General features: G+C 62.2%; 19 protein-coding genes. 3 read left to right on the top strand and 16 right to left on the bottom strand.

Features of this window, described 5'->3' with window-relative positions:
* Positions 1-78: 78 nt before the first annotated feature.
* On the bottom strand, positions 79-267 hold the full coding sequence (locus tag ACXAHG_RS08360; protein WP_475039023.1) for a hypothetical protein: 189 nt from the start codon (positions 265-267) through the stop codon (positions 79-81).
* 112 nt (positions 268-379) lie between these two features.
* On the opposite strand from ACXAHG_RS08360, the gene ACXAHG_RS08355 reads away from it, so the two are divergent.
* On the top strand, positions 380-904 hold the full coding sequence (locus ACXAHG_RS08355; protein WP_475056786.1) for a CBS domain-containing protein: 525 nt from the start codon (positions 380-382) through the stop codon (positions 902-904).
* 263 nt (positions 905-1167) lie between these two features.
* On the opposite strand, the gene ACXAHG_RS08350 is transcribed toward ACXAHG_RS08355, so the two are convergent.
* Positions 1168-1548 (bottom strand): VOC family protein, encoded by a 381-nt coding sequence (locus tag ACXAHG_RS08350; protein ID WP_475056785.1) that lies wholly within the window; start codon positions 1546-1548, stop codon positions 1168-1170.
* 39 nt (positions 1549-1587) lie between these two features.
* On the opposite strand from ACXAHG_RS08350, the gene ACXAHG_RS08345 reads away from it, so the two are divergent.
* On the top strand, positions 1588-2130 hold the full coding sequence (locus ACXAHG_RS08345; protein ID WP_475056784.1) for a winged helix-turn-helix transcriptional regulator: 543 nt from the start codon (positions 1588-1590) through the stop codon (positions 2128-2130).
* Between the two features lie 177 nt (positions 2131-2307).
* Here ACXAHG_RS08345 and ACXAHG_RS08340 read toward each other — a convergent pair whose 3' ends face one another.
* Complete coding sequence (locus ACXAHG_RS08340; protein WP_475039030.1) at positions 2308-2751, bottom strand: MarR family winged helix-turn-helix transcriptional regulator; 444 nt, start codon at positions 2749-2751, stop codon at positions 2308-2310.
* Between the two features lie 151 nt (positions 2752-2902).
* On the opposite strand from ACXAHG_RS08340, the gene ACXAHG_RS08335 reads away from it, so the two are divergent.
* Positions 2903-3484, top strand: coding sequence for a YceI family protein (locus tag ACXAHG_RS08335; protein WP_475056782.1), 582 nt, complete (start codon positions 2903-2905; stop codon positions 3482-3484).
* A 136-nt stretch (positions 3485-3620) separates the two neighbouring features.
* On the opposite strand, the gene nqrF is transcribed toward ACXAHG_RS08335, so the two are convergent.
* The 13 genes from nqrF to ACXAHG_RS08270 all read right to left on the bottom strand — a co-directional run bounded on the left by nqrF (position 3621) and on the right by ACXAHG_RS08270 (position 17167).
* On the bottom strand, positions 3621-4844 hold the full coding sequence (nqrF, locus tag ACXAHG_RS08330; RefSeq protein WP_475056781.1) for an NADH:ubiquinone reductase (Na(+)-transporting) subunit F: 1224 nt from the start codon (positions 4842-4844) through the stop codon (positions 3621-3623).
* A gap of 17 nt (positions 4845-4861) precedes the next feature.
* Positions 4862-5470 carry an NADH:ubiquinone reductase (Na(+)-transporting) subunit E gene (nqrE, locus tag ACXAHG_RS08325; RefSeq protein WP_019296950.1) on the bottom strand — a complete coding sequence of 203 codons (609 nt, stop codon included), beginning with the start codon at positions 5468-5470 and terminating at the stop codon, positions 4862-4864.
* On the bottom strand, positions 5470-6123 hold the full coding sequence (locus tag ACXAHG_RS08320; protein WP_039132586.1) for an NADH:ubiquinone reductase (Na(+)-transporting) subunit D: 654 nt from the start codon (positions 6121-6123) through the stop codon (positions 5470-5472). The genes nqrE and ACXAHG_RS08320 overlap by 1 nt, the downstream gene beginning before the upstream one ends.
* Positions 6123-6926: a Na(+)-translocating NADH-quinone reductase subunit C gene (locus tag ACXAHG_RS08315; protein ID WP_475056780.1), complete on the bottom strand. Its 804-nt coding sequence runs from the start codon at positions 6924-6926 to the stop codon at positions 6123-6125. The genes ACXAHG_RS08320 and ACXAHG_RS08315 overlap by 1 nt, the downstream gene beginning before the upstream one ends.
* Positions 6919-8127: an NADH:ubiquinone reductase (Na(+)-transporting) subunit B gene (locus ACXAHG_RS08310; protein WP_475056778.1), complete on the bottom strand. Its 1209-nt coding sequence runs from the start codon at positions 8125-8127 to the stop codon at positions 6919-6921. Before ACXAHG_RS08310 ends, ACXAHG_RS08315 begins: the two co-directional genes overlap by 8 nt.
* Before the next feature lie 5 nt (positions 8128-8132).
* Positions 8133-9476, bottom strand: coding sequence for a Na(+)-translocating NADH-quinone reductase subunit A (locus ACXAHG_RS08305; protein ID WP_475039037.1), 1344 nt, complete (start codon positions 9474-9476; stop codon positions 8133-8135).
* Between the two features lie 404 nt (positions 9477-9880).
* Positions 9881-11005 (bottom strand): mandelate racemase/muconate lactonizing enzyme family protein, encoded by a 1125-nt coding sequence (locus ACXAHG_RS08300; RefSeq protein WP_475056777.1) that lies wholly within the window; start codon positions 11003-11005, stop codon positions 9881-9883.
* Positions 11002-12096 carry an alcohol dehydrogenase family protein gene (locus ACXAHG_RS08295; protein ID WP_475039040.1) on the bottom strand — a complete coding sequence of 365 codons (1095 nt, stop codon included), beginning with the start codon at positions 12094-12096 and terminating at the stop codon, positions 11002-11004. The genes ACXAHG_RS08300 and ACXAHG_RS08295 overlap by 4 nt, the downstream gene beginning before the upstream one ends.
* A gap of 95 nt (positions 12097-12191) precedes the next feature.
* Positions 12192-12431, bottom strand: a complete 240-nt coding sequence (locus ACXAHG_RS08290) for a hypothetical protein (protein WP_475056776.1) — start codon at positions 12429-12431, stop codon at positions 12192-12194.
* Between the two features lie 3 nt (positions 12432-12434).
* Positions 12435-13886 (bottom strand): aldehyde dehydrogenase family protein, encoded by a 1452-nt coding sequence (locus ACXAHG_RS08285; RefSeq protein WP_475056775.1) that lies wholly within the window; start codon positions 13884-13886, stop codon positions 12435-12437.
* Positions 13883-15037 carry an aromatic ring-hydroxylating oxygenase subunit alpha gene (locus ACXAHG_RS08280; RefSeq protein ID WP_475039043.1) on the bottom strand — a complete coding sequence of 385 codons (1155 nt, stop codon included), beginning with the start codon at positions 15035-15037 and terminating at the stop codon, positions 13883-13885. The genes ACXAHG_RS08285 and ACXAHG_RS08280 overlap by 4 nt, the downstream gene beginning before the upstream one ends.
* Before the next feature lie 95 nt (positions 15038-15132).
* Positions 15133-16047, bottom strand: a complete 915-nt coding sequence (locus ACXAHG_RS08275; RefSeq protein ID WP_475056773.1) for a LysR substrate-binding domain-containing protein — start codon at positions 16045-16047, stop codon at positions 15133-15135.
* Between the two features lie 169 nt (positions 16048-16216).
* A complete protein-coding gene (locus tag ACXAHG_RS08270; protein WP_475039046.1) occupies positions 16217-17167 on the bottom strand; it encodes a GlxA family transcriptional regulator in 951 nt (316 codons plus the stop codon).
* Positions 17168-17169: the final 2 nt, after the last annotated feature.

Here is a 17169-nt window from a genome sequence, read left to right as displayed (position 1 = left end):
CGGCAACCTCCGGCAGCAAAACTGGCGCAGCTATGCCCCTGCCCTGTGCCAGAGTCAAACGGAGCGCCGGGGCAAGCCTCAGAACTTCAGCGGCAGAAAAGCCAGCGCCAGCAGGCCAACCGCCGCAGGCAGCCCGTAAAGCCAGGCCCGCAACCGCGCGTTCGGCGCCTCGGACTTCCAGTTCTGCCGGTACAGATGGCCGCAGACCACCACCAGGAACACGGTCAGCGCGCCGGTTACAGGGGTCAGGTAGAGGCTTTCGAACATGTTGTTTTTCCGCTGTTGTTAGCGCTCGCGTCATTTCGCCCCTTCCCGGATCATAATCCGCCGCTAAGATGGGGGTATGACCTGATGCAGGATACAGGAGGAGACCCCGCGCATGGCACCGTTCTCATACCAGCCTCCCACCCGGGGCGACAAGGCCGGGCAGGAAAGCCACAGCCAATCGCCCGAGTCGAATTTGTCGCACGGCCAGTCCACTGTCGCCAGTCTGCTGGACACCAAGGGCGATGCGATCTTTGCGATCCGCCCGAACGATACGGTCGGCCACGCGGTCGAGGCCTTGAAGGAGAAACGCATCGGCGCGCTGGTGGTCACCGACCAGAACGGCGCGTTGCAGGGCATCCTGTCGGAACGCGACATCGTGCGCCGCCTGGCTGACACCCCTGGCCACACCCTGCCCCAGCTGGTCGAGGAGATCATGACCCGTGAGGTCAAGACCTGCGCCCCTGACGACCTGCTGATCGACGTGGCCAAAGTGATGAACGAGGGCCGCTTCCGCCACCTGCCGGTGCTGAAGGACGGCAAGCTGGCGGGCATGATCACCGTCGGCGACGTGGTGAATTTCCGCCTGAAGGAGCTGGAATACGAAGCCCTGCGCATGAAGCAGATGATCGTCGGCTAGGCCTAAACCACATGGTCCGCCTTCGGGCGGATCACCTCTGGCAGCAGGTTTTGCTGCATCTTGCCGCCATTCACGCCTGATCCAGCAAAACTCCGTTTTGGGCCCATTCAGGCCAAAGCCGCGAAGGTTTCTGGCGGCCGCTATGGTGATAACACCTGACGGCTACAGCTGAACATAATGCCCTGAAGAAGTGCCGTAAGGTGCAATTCAGGACGTGTCTGCCAACAGCACACACGCCGCAGTGGCCGCAAGAAATTCGCGTGTTATTCAATTCCACCGGTCAAATCCTGCGCAAGCATCAGCGCATTGCCATCAAGATCGTAGAAAGTCGCGGTTTTGACCATGCCCTCGACAACATCCGTCTCGCCATCAAATTTGACTTTGGCCTGCTCCAGTTTTTTCCGGGCCGTGTCCAGATCAGCGATCCCAAAGACTGGCACGCAATTGCCGGGTGCTGGCTTGGTGTGCTCGCCAAGGCCGATGGCAACACCGGGCGTGTTCGTCCGAAGCTCGGACCAGCCCGCTTCATCGGCATGGTAGAGCAGCTCAAATCCCAACATGGATTCGTACCACTTTGCGCTCGCATGGCGATCCTTGACCGACATTGCGATGGTGATGGTTTGGTCGACTGCAACGAGTGACATGGGCTTTCCTTATGTCTTAAAATATACTAACTATACTTTATGGACATTAAAGCGTTTGTCAACATCACATCAAAGGCTTGGGCGATGCCCATACTCGCGTGCCTGCATTCGGGTGTCGCCGGGCGGCAGGCGCCCCTATTGGCTGCGACCGGTGCAGGCAGAACCGCCTTCGCGCAAAGCATGGATCACCTGATTGAAATTGGATTGATTGAACGAAATCCTGGGTATGGCCATCCGCTGCGTCCAGAATTCCGCCTTACACAGCTGGGGATTGCAGCGGCGGCCATTGCCCATAAGATCCACGTAGTTTCGGAAGAAGAAGATCAACCTTTGCTGCGCCGGTCATGGACTTTGCCGATTCTGACATCGCTCCACACACCAAGCCATTTCAGCGACATCAAGCGAAACCTGCCGGCGATAACAGATCGTGCGTTGTCGCAATCATTGAAATCCATGGAGGCAAGAAACTGGGTGTGCCGCAGCGTAGATGGCGTCGCCCGCCCGCCCAGGCCTATCTATTGTGCGGTGAACACTGGCGGCCAGATCAGCCAGCTCATCGCGCCTGAAATTAGCTTCATTTAGAAAAACGGCCGCTAGTTGAAAGATGACCAAAGTCAGCAAAGGCTGCATTCTATTTCCAGCATGTCCCGTTCTGAAGATCTGGCTCGCCTCTGATTAGCCTGGCAGCCTGCGATCCAGGGGCCAGTAAGTTCTGCCCTGGAAACCAGCGCATGGCCTCTTCAGCCCGGCGCCTGATGGTCACGGAAACGGGCCGCCGCCGGTCTTTTGCAAGCGTTCCAGAAACACCTCCAGATCCCCTGCGCTGTCCAGCGGTTCCATCGCCTGTTTGATTGCCGCACCGTAGATCTGCCACATCTCCAGCCGCAGCGCCGCGCCGGCCTCTGTCAGATGCAGCAGCTTGCCGCGGCGGTCCCGTTCGAACACGGTTTCGCGCACCAGACCCTGTTTCACCATCTGCGCCAGAATGCGCGACAGGTTGGATTGCTCGAACAGCAGGTTGCGGGTCAGCTCATAGGCCCGCACGCCGTCCTCGCCCGCCATTTCGATCCCCCACAGCACGTCGTACCAGCGCAACGGCGGCAGGCCTGCCGCGCGCAGCTTGGCCTCCATGTCGCGGTGCGTCTGCCGGTGGGCGCGGTTCAGCAGGATCCAGATTGCGGTTTCGCGTGGGCTGGGGGTCATCACGTCTTCACGAATTGGTGAACAAGAGAGCGGTTCCGCCGTTGCCAGTGGATGCTCAGAAATAGATGTCATAGCATCCATCCCGGATCAATCGCATCCTTACGTAACAAGAGCCGTTCCCGGCCCAACCCCATCCGACAGGAAGACTGCCATGATGATCAGGATTGCCTCTCTCGCCGCCGCTGCGCTGCTGGCCGCCCCCGCCGCCTTTGCCGCCACCACCTACAAGACCGACCAGGGCCATACCGAAGTCAAGTTCAGCTGGAGCCACGCCGGCGTCTCGATGCAGAGCGGCGAGTTTACCGACGCCCAGGGCACGCTGGTTCTGGATCCGGAAAACCCCGAAGCCTCCACCCTGAATGTCACCATCAAGGCGGACAGCGTCGCCACCGGGTTCGGGCCGCTGGACGATCACCTGTCCAGCGCCGATTTCCTGGAGGTCGCCACCTACCCTGAGATCACCTTTGTCAGCACCGGTATCGAGAAGACCGGCGACAAGACCGCCAAGGTGACCGGCGATCTGACCATTCACGGCACCACCCAGTCCGTGGTGCTGGATACCACCATGACCCACCTCGGCCCGCACCCGCTGGGCGGCGCGATCGAATACTACCAGGGCGACTGGGCAGCGTTTGAGGCCTCCACCACCATCGACCACCAGGCGTTCGGCGTCGGCGGCTTCTCCACCGGGCCGATCACCATCAATATCGTCAGCGAGCTGAAAGCGGAGTAATTGCTGCACAGCCGGTGCACGGGGGGTGTACAGGGGGTGCACGCATGGCACCCCCCTCCCCAGCCCGCTCATGAGAACAGAAAAAGCCCCGGATGTTTCCATCCGGGGCTTTTGATTTTCCGCTCTGCGCTCCGGCTCAGCCGCCGAAGTCGTCCAGCATGATGTCCTCGCGATCCACGCCCAGATCCAGCAGCATGTTGATCACCGACTGGTTCATGATCGGCGGGCCGCACATGTAGAACTCGCAGTCTTCCGGCGCCGGGTGGTTCTTGAGGTATTCCTCGAACAGCACGTTATGGATAAAGCCGGTGTAGCCTTTCCAGTCGTCCTCAGGTTGCGCGTCGGACAGGGCCACGTGCCAGTCGAAGTTGTCGAACTCCTCGGCCAGCTGGTCGAAGTCCTCGACAAAGAACATCTCCTTCTTCGAACGCGCACCGTACCAGAAGCTGATCTTGCGGTCGCGGTTCTGCAGCCGCTTCAGCTGGTCAAAGATGTGGCTGCGCATCGGCGCCATGCCGGCACCGCCGCCGATGAAGACCATTTCCTTCTGGGTGTCGCGGGCAAAGAACTCGCCGAACGGGCCAGAAATGGTGACTTCATCACCCGGCTTCAAGTTGAAGATATAGGACGACATCTTACCGGCCGGAATGTCGCTGGAGCCCGGCGGCGGCGAGGCAACACGGACGTTGAGCATGATAATGCCCTTTTCATCCGGGTAGTTAGCCATCGAATAGGCGCGCTCAACCGGCTCGTCCACGACGGATTTATACTGCCACAGGTTAAAGCGGTCCCAGTCCTCGCGGTACTCGTCCTGCACATCGAAATCGGTGTAGGACAGCTGGTGCGCGGGCGCCTCAATCTGGATGTAGCCGCCGGCGCGGAAGTTCACATCCTCACCTTCGGGCAGTTCCAGAACCAGCGCCTTGATGAAGGTCGCCACGTTGTCGTTCGAGCGTACCTTGCAGCGCCATTTCTTGACGCCGAAGACTTCCTCGGGAACTTCAACTTCCATGTCCTGCTTGACCGCAACCTGACAGGACAGCCGGTCGCCGCAAGACGCCTCGCGCTTGGTGATGTGGCTTTCCTCGGTCGGCAGGATCGAGCCGCCGCCGGAATGCACACGCACCCGGCACTGGGCGCAGGTGCCCCCGCCGCCGCAGGCGGAAGGGACGAACAGTTTTTCGGCCGCCAGTGTTTGCAAGAGCTTGCCGCCTGCAGGCACCGAGATGGTTTTTTCACCGTTGATGGTGATGTTGACATTGCCGGTCGAGACCAGGCGGGAGCGGGCGGCCAGAATGATGGCCACCAGCGCCAGCACGATCAACGTGAACAGGACAACGCCGAGCGAAAAAGTTTCCATAACTTCGTAACGCTCCCTTACAGTTTGACGCCGCTGAAGGACATGAAGGCCATCGCCATCAGACCCGCGGTGATAAAGGTGATGCCCAGGCCCTGCAGCCCGTCCGGCACGTCGGAATACTTCAGCTTCTCGCGCACGCCTGCCATCGCGGTGATCGCCAGCGCCCAGCCAAAGCCGGAGGAGAGGCCGTAAGTGGTTGCTTCCGCAAAGTTGTAATCGCGCTCCACCATGAACAGCGAACCGCCCAGGATCGCACAGTTCACCGTGATCAGCGGCAGGAAGACCCCCAGCGCGTTGTAAAGCGGCGGGAAATACTTATCCAGGATCATCTCCAGGATCTGCACCATCGCCGCGATCACCCCGATATAGGAGATCAGGCCGAGGAAGGTCAGATCCACATCCGGGAAGCCCGCCCAGGCCAGCGCGCCCGGCTTCAGCAGGTAGGTCAGCAGCAGGTTGTTGGTCGGCACGGTGATGGCCTGCACCAGCATCACCGAAATCCCCAGACCAAGTGCTGTGGAGATCTTCTTGGACACCGCAATAAAAGTACACATGCCCAGGAAGAAGGAGAGCGCCAGGTTCTCGACAAAGATGGCCTTGACGGCGAGTGAAATCAGCCCTTCCATCAGTGCGCCTCCACGGATTGGATTTTATATTCACGCTCTTCCACCTGCTGGGGTTTCCAGGTGCGGAAGGCCCAGATCAGCAGGCCGATGACAAAGAACGCCGAGGGCGGCAGCAGCAGCATGCCGTTCGGGACATACCAGCCGCCGTTGTTCACGGTCTCCAGAATGGTGATGCCGAACAGGGAGCCGGAGCCGAACAGCTCGCGGATCACGCCCACCAGCATCAGGATCAGGCCGTAGCCCAGGCCGTTGCCGATGCCGTCGATGAACGAGGCCACCGGCGGGTTGCTCATGGCAAAGGCTTCGGCGCGGCCCATCACGATACAGTTGGTGATGATCAGACCCACAAAGACCGACAGGGTTTTTGAGATCTCAAAGGCGTAGGCCTTCAGCACCTGGTCCACCAGGATCACCAGCGAGGCGATGATCACCATCTGCACGATGATCCGGATCGAGCTGGGGATCTGGTTCCGCAGGATCGAGATGAACATCGACGAGAACGCGGTCACAAAGGTCACCGCCAGGGTCATCACAAAGGCCACTTGCAGCGAAGAGGTCACCGCCAGCGCCGAGCAGATGCCCAGAACCTGCAGAGTGATCGGGTTGTTGTCGACCAATGGGTCGACCAGCATTTCTTTCTTGGTCTGCGCCATCAGAGCTCTCCCGCTTTAAGGGCGGCCAGGAAGGGTGCGTAGCCCTCTTCGCCCATCCAGAATTTCACCAGGTTATCGACACCCACCGAGGTCAGCGTGGCACCGGCCAGCGCGTCGATGTGGTGGTCGGGTCCGGCCGGACCTTGCGCCTTGGCAACGGTGATCTGCAGGGTGCCCTCGGCATCATGCAATTTCTTGCCGCTCCACAGGGATTTCCAGCGCGGGTTGTCCACCTCGGCGCCCAGGCCCGGGGTTTCGCCGTGCTGATAGAACTGCAGGCCAAAGATGTCGTTGCCGTTCTCCTCTACCGCGATGAAGCCATAGAGGGTCGACCACAGGCCGTAGCCGTGAACCGGCAGGATCACCTTGTCCAGTTCGCCCGCTTCGTCACGCAGCAGATAGACGGTCTTGTAACGCGACTGGCGGCCGATGCCCGCGGGATCCACATCCAGCGCGCGGCTCAGCTCCGGGTCCTGCGCGGCGGCGCGGTCGTCAAAGCTGGCGGCGTCGAACTGATCAGTGAACTGGCCGGTCTGCAGGTCCAGCACCTGCGGCTCAAACGCCTTGAAGGCTTCGGCCACGTCCTGGCCAGGCTCATAAAGGCCCGCCACCTGCAGAACGTTCAGCTGCTTATCAAGCTTCTTGTTGATCTCCTGCACCGGGCGCAGTGACACGGCGGCGGTGGACACGATCATCGAGGCCAGCAGACAGACGCCAACCGCGATCACCAGGGTCTTGCCGACCGAGTCCGGGGACGCGGCGAGGAAGCGGCCAATGAGGCCTTTGCTTTGGGTCTCAGCCATGGCGGCGCGCCCTCCGTTTGATGTTGGCCTGCACGACGAAGTAGTCGATCAGCGGTGCAAAGACGTTGCCGAACAGGATGGCCAGCATCATGCCTTCGGGGAAGGCCGGGTTCAGCACCCGGATCAGCACCACCATCACACCGATCAGCGCGCCATAGATGTAGCGGCCCGCGTTGGTGTGCGACGCCGAAACCGGCTCGGTCACCATGAACACCAGGCCAAAGGCATAGCCGCCCAGAACCAGATGCCAGTACCAGGGCATGGCAAACATCGGGTTGGTGTCGGAACCAATTACGTTCAAGAGCAGCGAAAAGCCGATCATGCCGCCCAGGCAGCCCGCGATCAGGCGCCAGTTGGCAATTTTGGTCGCCAGCAGGAATACCAGACCGATGGCACAAGCCAGAGTCGAGGTCTCGCCAAAGCTGCCCTGAATGGTGCCATAGAAAGCATCGGACCATTCAATGCCCTTGGCCGCCAGCGCCTGCACGCCTTCAGCTGCGGATACACCCAGCGCAGTTGCGCCGGAGAAGCCGTCAACCGGAGTCCAGACACTATCGCCCGACATGTTTGCCGGATAGGCGAAATACAGAAACGCACGGCCCGTCAGCGCCGGGTTCAGGAAGTTCTTGCCGGTGCCGCCAAAGACTTCCTTGCCGATCACCACGCCAAAGATGATGCCAAGCGCCACCTGCCACAGCGGCGTCGAGGCCGGCATGATCAGGGTGTAAAGCATCGAGGTGACCAGGAAGCCTTCGTTGACTTCATGGCCGCGCACGGTGGCAAAGATGACCTCGAAAATACCGCCCGCAACCAGCGTCACGATGTAGATCGGCAGGAAATACAAGAACCCATGGGCAATATTCGCCAGCGGGTTGGCCGCATCCAGCGACACACCCAGCGTGTTCAGGATGGCAATCCGCCAGCCGGTGGCGGCATCGGCACCAAGTGCGGCAATCGCCGAGTTCGCCTGGTAGCCGGTGTTCCACATGCCCCACAGGATGCAGGGGATGGTGGCAATCACCACATAGGTCATGATCCGCTTCATATCCACGTATGAGCGGGCATGCGGCGCCACGGTGGTGACGGTTTTCGGGGTATACAGGAAGGACTCCACCATCTCGTAGACGGGGAAGTACTTCTCGTACTTGCCGCCCTTCTCGAAATGGGGCTCGATCCTGTCAAAGAAGCTGCGCAATCCCATCCGGCTCAGCCCTCCTTTTCAATCTTGGCCAGGCAGTCGCGCAGCGCCAGCCCGTATTCGTACTTGGCCGGGCAGGCAAAGCCGACGAGGCCCATGTCCTCTTCGTCCAGCTCCAGCGCTCCCAGTGCCTGTGCGGTGTCGGTGTCCTTGACCAGCAGCGCGCGCAGCAGTTGCGTCGGCAGATAGTCCTGCGGCATCAGCTGCTCAAAGGTGCCTGTGGGCACCATCGCACGGCGGCCGCCGTTCAGGTTGCTGGTCAGGCCGAACAGCTTGCTGGTCAGGGCCGAGCCCAGCACCGGCTGAACCGCGTATTTGCTGCCCATCGGGCGGATCCAGCCCAGCGGGATCTGCTCGCGGTCTTCCTTGATGAGGGCAACCTGACGTGCAAACCGGCCGAGGTAAGCAACCGGGCCAGCCGCCTGGCGGCCCGACAGGATCGAACCAGAGATCACACGGACGGGGCCGTCTTCGGAAATCTCGCCGCGGGTCAGCTCATCGGTGGAGGCGCCCATCACGGTCCGAACCAGCCGCGGCGACCGCGCAGCGGGACCACCCAGCGCAACCACAACGGACGGGTCCAGGTGGCCGGTCTGCAGCAGACGGCCAATGGCGATCACATCCTGATAGGAAATCGTCCAGACCTGATCCTCGGCGCGCACCGGGTTCAGGAAGTGGATGTGGGTGCCAGCCAGCCCGGAGGGGTGCGGGCCGGAGAAAGCAGCCGCCTCAACGCCCGCAAGGTTCGCGCCCGGAATGCTGTCGCCAGTCTTCTGGCACAGGTAGGTGGTGCCCTCGGTCAGCAGCGTCAGCGCCTTCAGGCCGGCCTCGAACGCCTCAGCAGCGTCGTTGATGATCAGCGCGGCATCGGCGGCCAGCGGCTCGCTGTCCATCGCGGTGACAAAAATCGCGCCCGGCTTGGAGCCCGGCACCGGCATCTTGGAATAGGGACGTGTGCGGAAAGAGGTCCACAGACCGGCCGCGCACAGCTTCTCGGTCAGCCCTTCGGCAGTATCGGCATTGCCGGTGGCGGAGAAGTCGATGCCCCTGTCTTCGGCATCAGATACCGCGATCACCACGCTTTGCAGCACCCGGCGGGCGCCGCGGTTGATCGCCACGACCTTGCCGGTCATCGGCGCCACCATCATCGCGGCCTCGGCATCTTTGTGGCAGAACAGCGGAGTGCCGCGTTCGACCTCCTCGCCTTCCTGCACCAGCATACGGGGTTTCAGACCCAGATAGTCGGGGCCCAGCACCGCCACCGAAGTGATGGCCGGGCCAGGGTGAATGACCTGTTCCGGTGCGCCTGTCACCGGCAGATCCAGCCCCTTCCTCAAGTTAAATGTTTTCATGTTTGCGCTACGTCCTTCCGAGGCCGATTCCCGTGGCGGTTCTTATCTGTTTCCGGCGGCGGAGACAAAGAAAACGCGGGTCAGCGGTCGCTTTTGACTCTTTACCAGCCGGGTCCGGCCCTGTTTGATCGGGCGCACTCGAATCAAATTTGCCGCCGAATGGCAAGGGCGCCGCCCCGCCTCCCGGGTAAATTCCTCCGTGATCGCAGCTTCTAAGCCAGAATGCCGCATCCGGGGGCTGTTAATACGTCAGATCCAGCCCGCGGAACCGGCAACCAAAGCTCCGGCCTGTGGACAAAACACCCCGGCAAACCTGGGTCTGCCGGGGCGAGTCAGTTTGATGGCGCTAACGTTTGCGACGCTGGGAATATGATTCGCGGCAGCTGCCGCATTTTACGATGCTGTCATGCTTCCCAGACCGCCTGCGGCGCGCCCATCAGGTCCCGGTCGACAGTGATCCCCAGCCCCGGCGCGTCCGGCACCAGCACGCCGCCGTCCTGAACAGGCGCATCGAATTCCGCCGTTTGCAGCGTCACCATATCGCGGCAGTCCAGAATGCAGCGCAAAGACCGCTCCGGCACCGTGGTGCCCAAATGGGCGATGGCAGAGAACGCCACCACGGACCCCACCGTATCCTGCACGCTGACCGTCGCACCCGCCGCCAGGCACATGTCCCGGTGCCGCCGCCCATGGGTCAGCCCGCCCGCCTTGGAGATCTTGAGGCCGATGCCATCGGCCACGTCCTCCGCCAGCATCAGGGCGATGTCCTCATCCTGCTGCACCAGCTCATCCAGGATGATCGGCACAGTGCAGCGCTTGCGCAGCGATAGGGTCTCGCGCCAGGTCTTGCAGGGCGCCTCCAGCACAAAATCCAGCCCCTCCGGCAGCATCCGCAGCATCCTGAGCGCAGTTTCCGGCGTCAGCCCGCCATTGGCATCGACCAGGAAGAACTCGCCCGGCTGGCGGTCGGCCAGCGACGCACGGATGCGCTCGGCGTCCAGCGCCGGGCCGCCTTCGCTGTCCAGCGCGCCGATCTTCACCGAATGGCCCAGATACCCCATCTCCCGGTGCTGCGCGACGCGGGCGCGCATGTCTTCCGGGCTGCCCGCATAGATTGATGAGATCACCGGCAGGCGTTTGCCGGTGGAGCCGCCCAGAAGTTCGCAAACCGGCATATTCACTGACTTGCCGAACAGATCCCAGCAGGCGAGGTCGATGGCCGATTTGGCATGGTTGTGGCCCAGCAGCGCCTCATCCATCGCCTCGTTGATGCGGTCCATCTGCCGCGGGTCGCGGCCCAGCAGGTAGGGCGCAATCTCGGCAATCCCGGCGCGCGCGCCCAGGGCATGGGAGGCGATATAGGTGGAGCCGAACGGCGTGCTCTCGCCCCAGCCTTCCAGCCCCGTATCCGTGGTGATGCGCACGAAGGACGCATCAAAGCTGCGGTACTCCCGACCGCCCGACAGCATGTAGACGCCGCCCGAGTACGGCAGGTCCAGTTGATACAGCTCGATCTTCTTGATCTTCATGGCGCCACGTCCGGGATCATCAGCACCAGCTTGCCGGTGTGGGCCTTGCTCAGGAAATCCTCCTGCGCGGTCGCAATCTCGCTCAGCGGATAGGTCTTGGCGACCAGCGGGCGGATTTCGCCCGCCTCGATGTAGGAGACCAGATTGGCGAAAACCTCATCCTCTTGGAAGGTGCAGCCCATCAGGGTCAGATCCTTCAGATAGAGCGTGCGCACGTCGATCTCGGAAATCGGACCGGCGATGGCGCCAGCGGTGGTGTAACGCCCGCCTCGGCGCAACACGTCCAGAAAAGACGGCCACTGCGGACCCGCCACCAGATCGACCACCACGTCGATGGAGCCTTCGCCCAGTTCCTTGACCAGATCGGCGTTGCGATCGACAACCCGGTCGGCGCCAAGCGCCAGAACCTCATCCGCCTTGGCGGCAGAGGACAGCGCAATCACGGTGGCGCCGCGGCGTTTCGCCAGTTGCACGGCGGCAGAGCCGACGCCGCCGGAGGCACCGGAGATCAGCACGGTCTCAGCCCCCAAGCCAACCCGGTGCAGCATGTTTTCAGCCGTGGAATAGGCGCAGGGGATCGAGGCCAGCTCCGCGTCGGACCAGTCGCAATTCACCGCGTGGGTTTCGCGCGCAGGTGCCACTGCGAACTGGGCAAAGCCGCCGTCGCATTCGCTGCCGAAGGTCCAGCATTCATAGGGGCGGTAATCGACGTAAGTCCGCAGCATGTTGCGCACCAAGACCCGCTCGCCGATGCGGGCAGGATCGACCCCTTCCCCCACGGCTGCAATATGGCCGCAGGCATCCGCGCCTTGAATGCGGGGAAACTCCAGCGGTTTGCCAGACCAGCTGGCGTCGTCGTCGTTGACGCTGTCAAATCCGGTGGCGCCGCCCGCGTTGGTGTCGGCATCCACCGCCTTGGAGTACCAGCCGATGCGGGTGTTGATGTCGGTGTTGTTGATGCCGGCCGCCGCGACGCGGATCAGCACCTCGCCTGGGCCGGGCTGCGGCACATCGACGTCCGTGCGGTAGTCCAGTTTCTCGATACCGCCATGGCCAGTCAGCAGGACCGCCGCCATTTTATTGGGGATCATGATTGCCTCTCCCTTTGGAAAATAGATTGGCCGGCCCTCCCCTGCCGGCCAAAACAGGCCGCTGCCCTTGCGGGGGCAGCAGCCTGAAACATGTATCAGAGCTCCAGCGGATGCGCCCGGCCCCGCGCCGCCAGGCGGCGGTTCAGCTTTTTGGCTTCCGGCAGCCCGGCCTCCAGCGCAAAGACAAAGGCATGGGTCAGGAAGAAACAGGCGGCGTCGATGTCGCCTGCTTCCTCGGCCCGGTCACCGGCCAGCGTGTAGAGCCGGACCAGCACGGTGTGGTCGTTGTCCTCATGCGCCTTGAGCAGCGCGCGGTCGAGGTCGTCGCGGTCCATGGCTCAGCCCTTCAGCGAGATCGCGATGTTCTTGGTGCGCACATAATTATAAAGCGCTTCCAGCCCCTTTTCACGGCCGAAACCGGATTTTCCGACCCCGCCGAACGGGGTGGAGATGCCGCCCGCGAACCATTCGTTCACAAAGACCTGCCCGGCGCGCAAACGGTTCGCCACGCGATGTGCCCGCGCCAGATCGCGGGTGAAGACGCCGGCGACCAGCCCGAACTCGGTGCCGTTGGCCATGGCGATTGCCTCGGCTTCGGTGTCGAAGGGTGTGAAGCAGGTGACGGGGCCAAAGATCTCCTCCTGTGCGACGCGGGACGCAGGTTCCACATCGGCCAGAATTGTGGGAGCCATGAAATAGCCCTCCCGCTCCAGCCGGGCGCCGCCCGAAGCCGCGCGGGCGCCGCTTTGGCGGGCGGTGGCGGTCAGGGTTTCGATGCCGTCAAGTTGCTTGGCCGAAATCACCGGCGTGAGGCCGGGGTTTTCCAAGCCATGCCCAACGCTGAGGCCGTTTGCCAGCGCGGCGGCGCGTTCGACGGCCTCGTCATAGATCGAGCGATGCACCAGCACTCGCGACATGGCAGAGCAGACCTGGCCCGCATTATAGAAGATGCCGCTTTGCAAGGAGGACATCAGCGTGTCGAGGTTGGTGTCCTCAAAGGCCACCGCTGCCGATTTGCCGCCCAGCTCCATCAGCGCGGGCGTCACCGGGTTGGCAGCCGCGCGCAGGATCGCCTGGCCGGTCGGGACCGAGCCGGTGAACACGATCTGATCGACGGCGGAGCTTTCCACCAGCCGCGCGCCGAGGTCTGCACCGATACCGTTCAAAATGGAGACTGTTCCCGCAGGGACATCCGCGCGTTCCAGTGCGACGCCAAGCATCGCCAGCGCCATCGGATCCAGCTCCGGCGATTTGATGATCACGGAGTTGCCAGCCGCCATGGCCGGTGCCAGCGAACGCGCGGCAATCGACACCGGGAAGTTCCACGGCACGATCTGGGCGGAGACGCCATAGGGCTCATAAACGGTGTAATCAGCGTAATCGGGGCCGAGCGGGATCGACTTGCCTTCGATCTTGTCAGCCATGCCGCCGTAGTATTCGAAATACTGCGCGGCTTCCTCGAATTCATCATGCGCAGCGCTGAGGCTCTTGCCGCTTTCGCGGCACAACAGCTCAGCGCCTTCTTCGGCGATGCCGCGGATTTCAGCGGCGATGCGCTGCATCAGCTGGCCGCGCTTAGAGGGCTGCATCGCAGCCAGGTCGCCGCGCTCGAAACTCGCCCGCGCCGCTTCCAGCGCTTTCGCCAGGGTTTCCTCGCCTGCCAGTGCGCAGTCTGCCACGTGTTCGGCATTACCGGGATCTTCGACAGCCATGCGGCTGCCGCCGTCGCCTTCGACCCATTTGCCGGCCAGGAAGTTCCTGGCCAGCCCGCCGTTCAGAAAAGAACTCATGCCTCGCGGCCCTTGGTCACCTGATCGGCCACCCAGGCGTGGAAATTGTGGGTCGGGCCGTCCATCGCCGGGGAGAACCGGCCGCCGTCGAACAGCTCGCCGTGGCGGCCCTTCTGCATGCCTTCGACCACAAAGACGTCTTCCTCGAACACGGTCTTCCACAGCTTGGCGTTCTCGGTGCGCAGATCTTCCAGCTCCGGCGTGTCGTCGGAAGATTTGGAATAGTAGAGTTCGATATGCTCGACGGTGTTTTCGGTATCAACCGGCTCCAGGATGATCGCAAAGGCGTGGTCGCGCTGAACACCCAGCAGGACGTTCGGGTAGACGGCCACATATTCGCCGCCCTCGTCCCACTTGCTGCTGAGGCCTTCGAAATCCGGGAACAGCTCGCCGTTTTCGCCCTTCAGCTGGCGGTAGACCAGAGTGCCCTGGCCGGAGTAGTGGCCCGGCACTTCGATGTTGTAGTGGTCTTCCAGGCGGGAATAGCTGTTCAGCCCCGGGTGCACCCACGGCAGGTGGTAGCTTTCGCAGTAGTTTTCAACCGCCAGCTTCCAGTTGGTTTTGACTTCCAGCTTGAAGCCGGAGCCTTCGCCGCCGTGATGCACCGGGGTTTCAAATTCCTTCCAGCGCTCCAGCAGGGTGGCGTGGGCTTCTTCGAATTCGGGTGCAGTGCCGTCGACGTTCACAAAGACCACGTCGCGCCAGACGTAGGAACGGATGCGCACCAGGCCCAGCTCGTCCAGCTTGATGTCTTCATGCTTGTTGTTGCCGGGGCCGCCCACATGCGGGGTGGAGACCAGGCGGCCGTCGAGGCCATAACACCAGCTGTGATAGGCGCAGCGGATGGCGCCGCGGATCTTGCCGGCCTTCTCGACCAGGATCATGCCGCGGTGGCGGCAGGTGTTCTGGAAAACGCCGATCTCGCCGTCCTTGTCGCGCACGATCAACAGCGGCATGCCGAGGAAATCCACCGGTTTGGCATAGCCCGGCTCCGGCACGTCCTTGCCAAAGCCGATGCCGGACCAGTTCTTGAACAGAACCGAGCGTTTCTCTTCGGCAAAAACGGCGGGGTCGATGTAATGGGCGTTCGGCAGGCCGTTTGCGACGTTGACCGGAGCCATAACCGGGGCAAGCGTGTCATGCTTGTTCATCTGGGTCTCTCCAAGGCAGGAAAAAGATGTGCGGATTTTGCGCCATTGAAGGGAGACGGCAGATTCACTCAATATCAGGAATTTTCACGCTGAGATTAGCTGAGCTCACCCGACCCCTGACGGACCTCGTCAATCACCCAATTGCGAAGCAAACGGGCGGTTTCCGACAATTCCGCGTCCGGACGGCCCACCAGGTGGAAGCCATGAGGTGCGGCCAGAACATGCGGCCCGATCGGCACCAGCTGGCCAGTGGTCAGCAAGGGTGTCAGCAGCCGCTGCCACCCCAGCGCCAGACCCACCCCGTCCTGCGCCGCCTGCAGCGCCACCGAATAGTTGTTCACCCGCACCCCCGGCGCGATGGGCCCGTCATAACCCAGCTGCAAAAACCAGTCGGCCCAGGTGGTCCAGCTTCTATCGTCCGACTCCAGATGCAAAAGCCGCTGCTGCGCCAATTCCTCCAGAGCGCAGCCGGTCAGCCTGTCTGCCAGCTCCGCGTTCCCAACTGGCACCAGGTGATCGCGGTAAAGCTCAGCCTGTTCCAGCCTGGTATCCCGCTCGCGCCCATAGCGAATGTAAAAGTCCACATCCGGCATGCTGCGCAGGGGCCGGTCGTTAACGATCTGATTGACGTTCACATCCGGGTGCCTGCCCCAGAACCGTACCACTGAGGGCGACAGCCACAGCGACGCAACGGCGGAGGTGGAGCCGATCGTGACGGTACCGCCGGTGCGGCGGTCGCGTATGGTCTTGAGGCTGAGCGAAATCTTGGAAAACGAGGAGGCCAGGGTTTCAAACAGCGCCTCGCCCTCCTCTGTCAGCTCAACCCCGCGGTGCTTGCGCTGAAACAGCGGCGCCTGCAGCTCCGCCTCCAGCGCCTTGACCTGGTGGCTGACTGCACCTGGGGTCACCGACAGCTCCTGTGCCGCGTTCTTGAAGCTCAGATGCCGGGCCGCGGCCTCAAAGGCAGCCAAGGTGGTGAGTGGCGGCAGGTTGTAATGGCGGCGGGACATTGGCGGCTCCTGGCCTGTGGCTGGGATGAACGGGCTTCATTTCAATATGGGAAATACAGCTTTGAAAGCCAGCAGAGATTGCACCGGGCGCCCGCCGTTTTCATGCAATGAAAACGGCCATGAAAAATCGATTTTTCATGGCCGGAAACCGCGCCGGTTTCCGGCGGCCTCAGCTGATCCGGCCGCGCTGCAGCATCGGCGTCACGTTGAAGGCAGCGCGGTAAACGCGGGAGAAATGGCCCGGGCTGTCGAAACCGCAGGCCAGCGCCACCTCTGTCACCGAGGATTCGGTCTGGATCAGCAGGTTGCGGGCGCGCTCCAGCCGCATTTCCATAAAATACTTCTTGGGCGAAGTGTTCAGGTATTTGCCGAACAGCCGCTCCAGCTGGCGGGTGGAGATACCGATGTCGTCGGCAATCACCGTGGGAGAGACCGGATCGCTGATGTGGTCGTGCATCATCTGGATAGCGCGGGCCAGATGGGTGTTGCGCATGCCGTTGCGCGATTGCAGCGAGACCTTCTGTTCAGCGGTTGCATTGCGCACCGCGTTATAGACCATCTGATCGGCCACCGCGACGGCCAGGTCATAGCCGTGGTCGCGCTCAATCAGGTGCAGCATCAGGTCGGCCGTGGCCGTGCCGCCAGAGGCGGTCATGTGTTTTTCGTCCGCCACGAAGACGCTGCGCACTAGGTTCACCTCCGGAAACGCCTCCATGAAGCTGTCGTGGTATTCCCAGTGGATCGCCGCCTGCATGCCTTTCAGAAATCCGGCCTCCGCCAGCACCCAGGCGCCGGAGCACAGCGCACCAACCGAAATGCCGCGCGCCTTTTCACGGCGCAAAGCGGCCAGCAGGGGTTTGGTCACATGATTGCGCATGTGGATGCCCGACAGTGCAAACAGCTGGTCGCATTTCGGGATCGCGTCAAAGCCGTAGTGCACCAGGGTCACCGAGCCGTTGGAACAGACTGCGGTCTCGCCGTTTTCCGATCCGAAGGACCAATCATACAGATCCTTGCCGCTGACCAGATTGGCGATGCGCAAGGGCTCCACCGCGCAGGAGAAGGCGAGATGGGAGAATTCCTCCACCAGGAGAAAGGCAAAATGCTGTGTCTTGGTCATGG

The organism is Leisingera sp. ABD4_442 (assembly GCF_056160905.1).
This window is presented reverse-complemented; position numbering and strand designations above follow the sequence as displayed.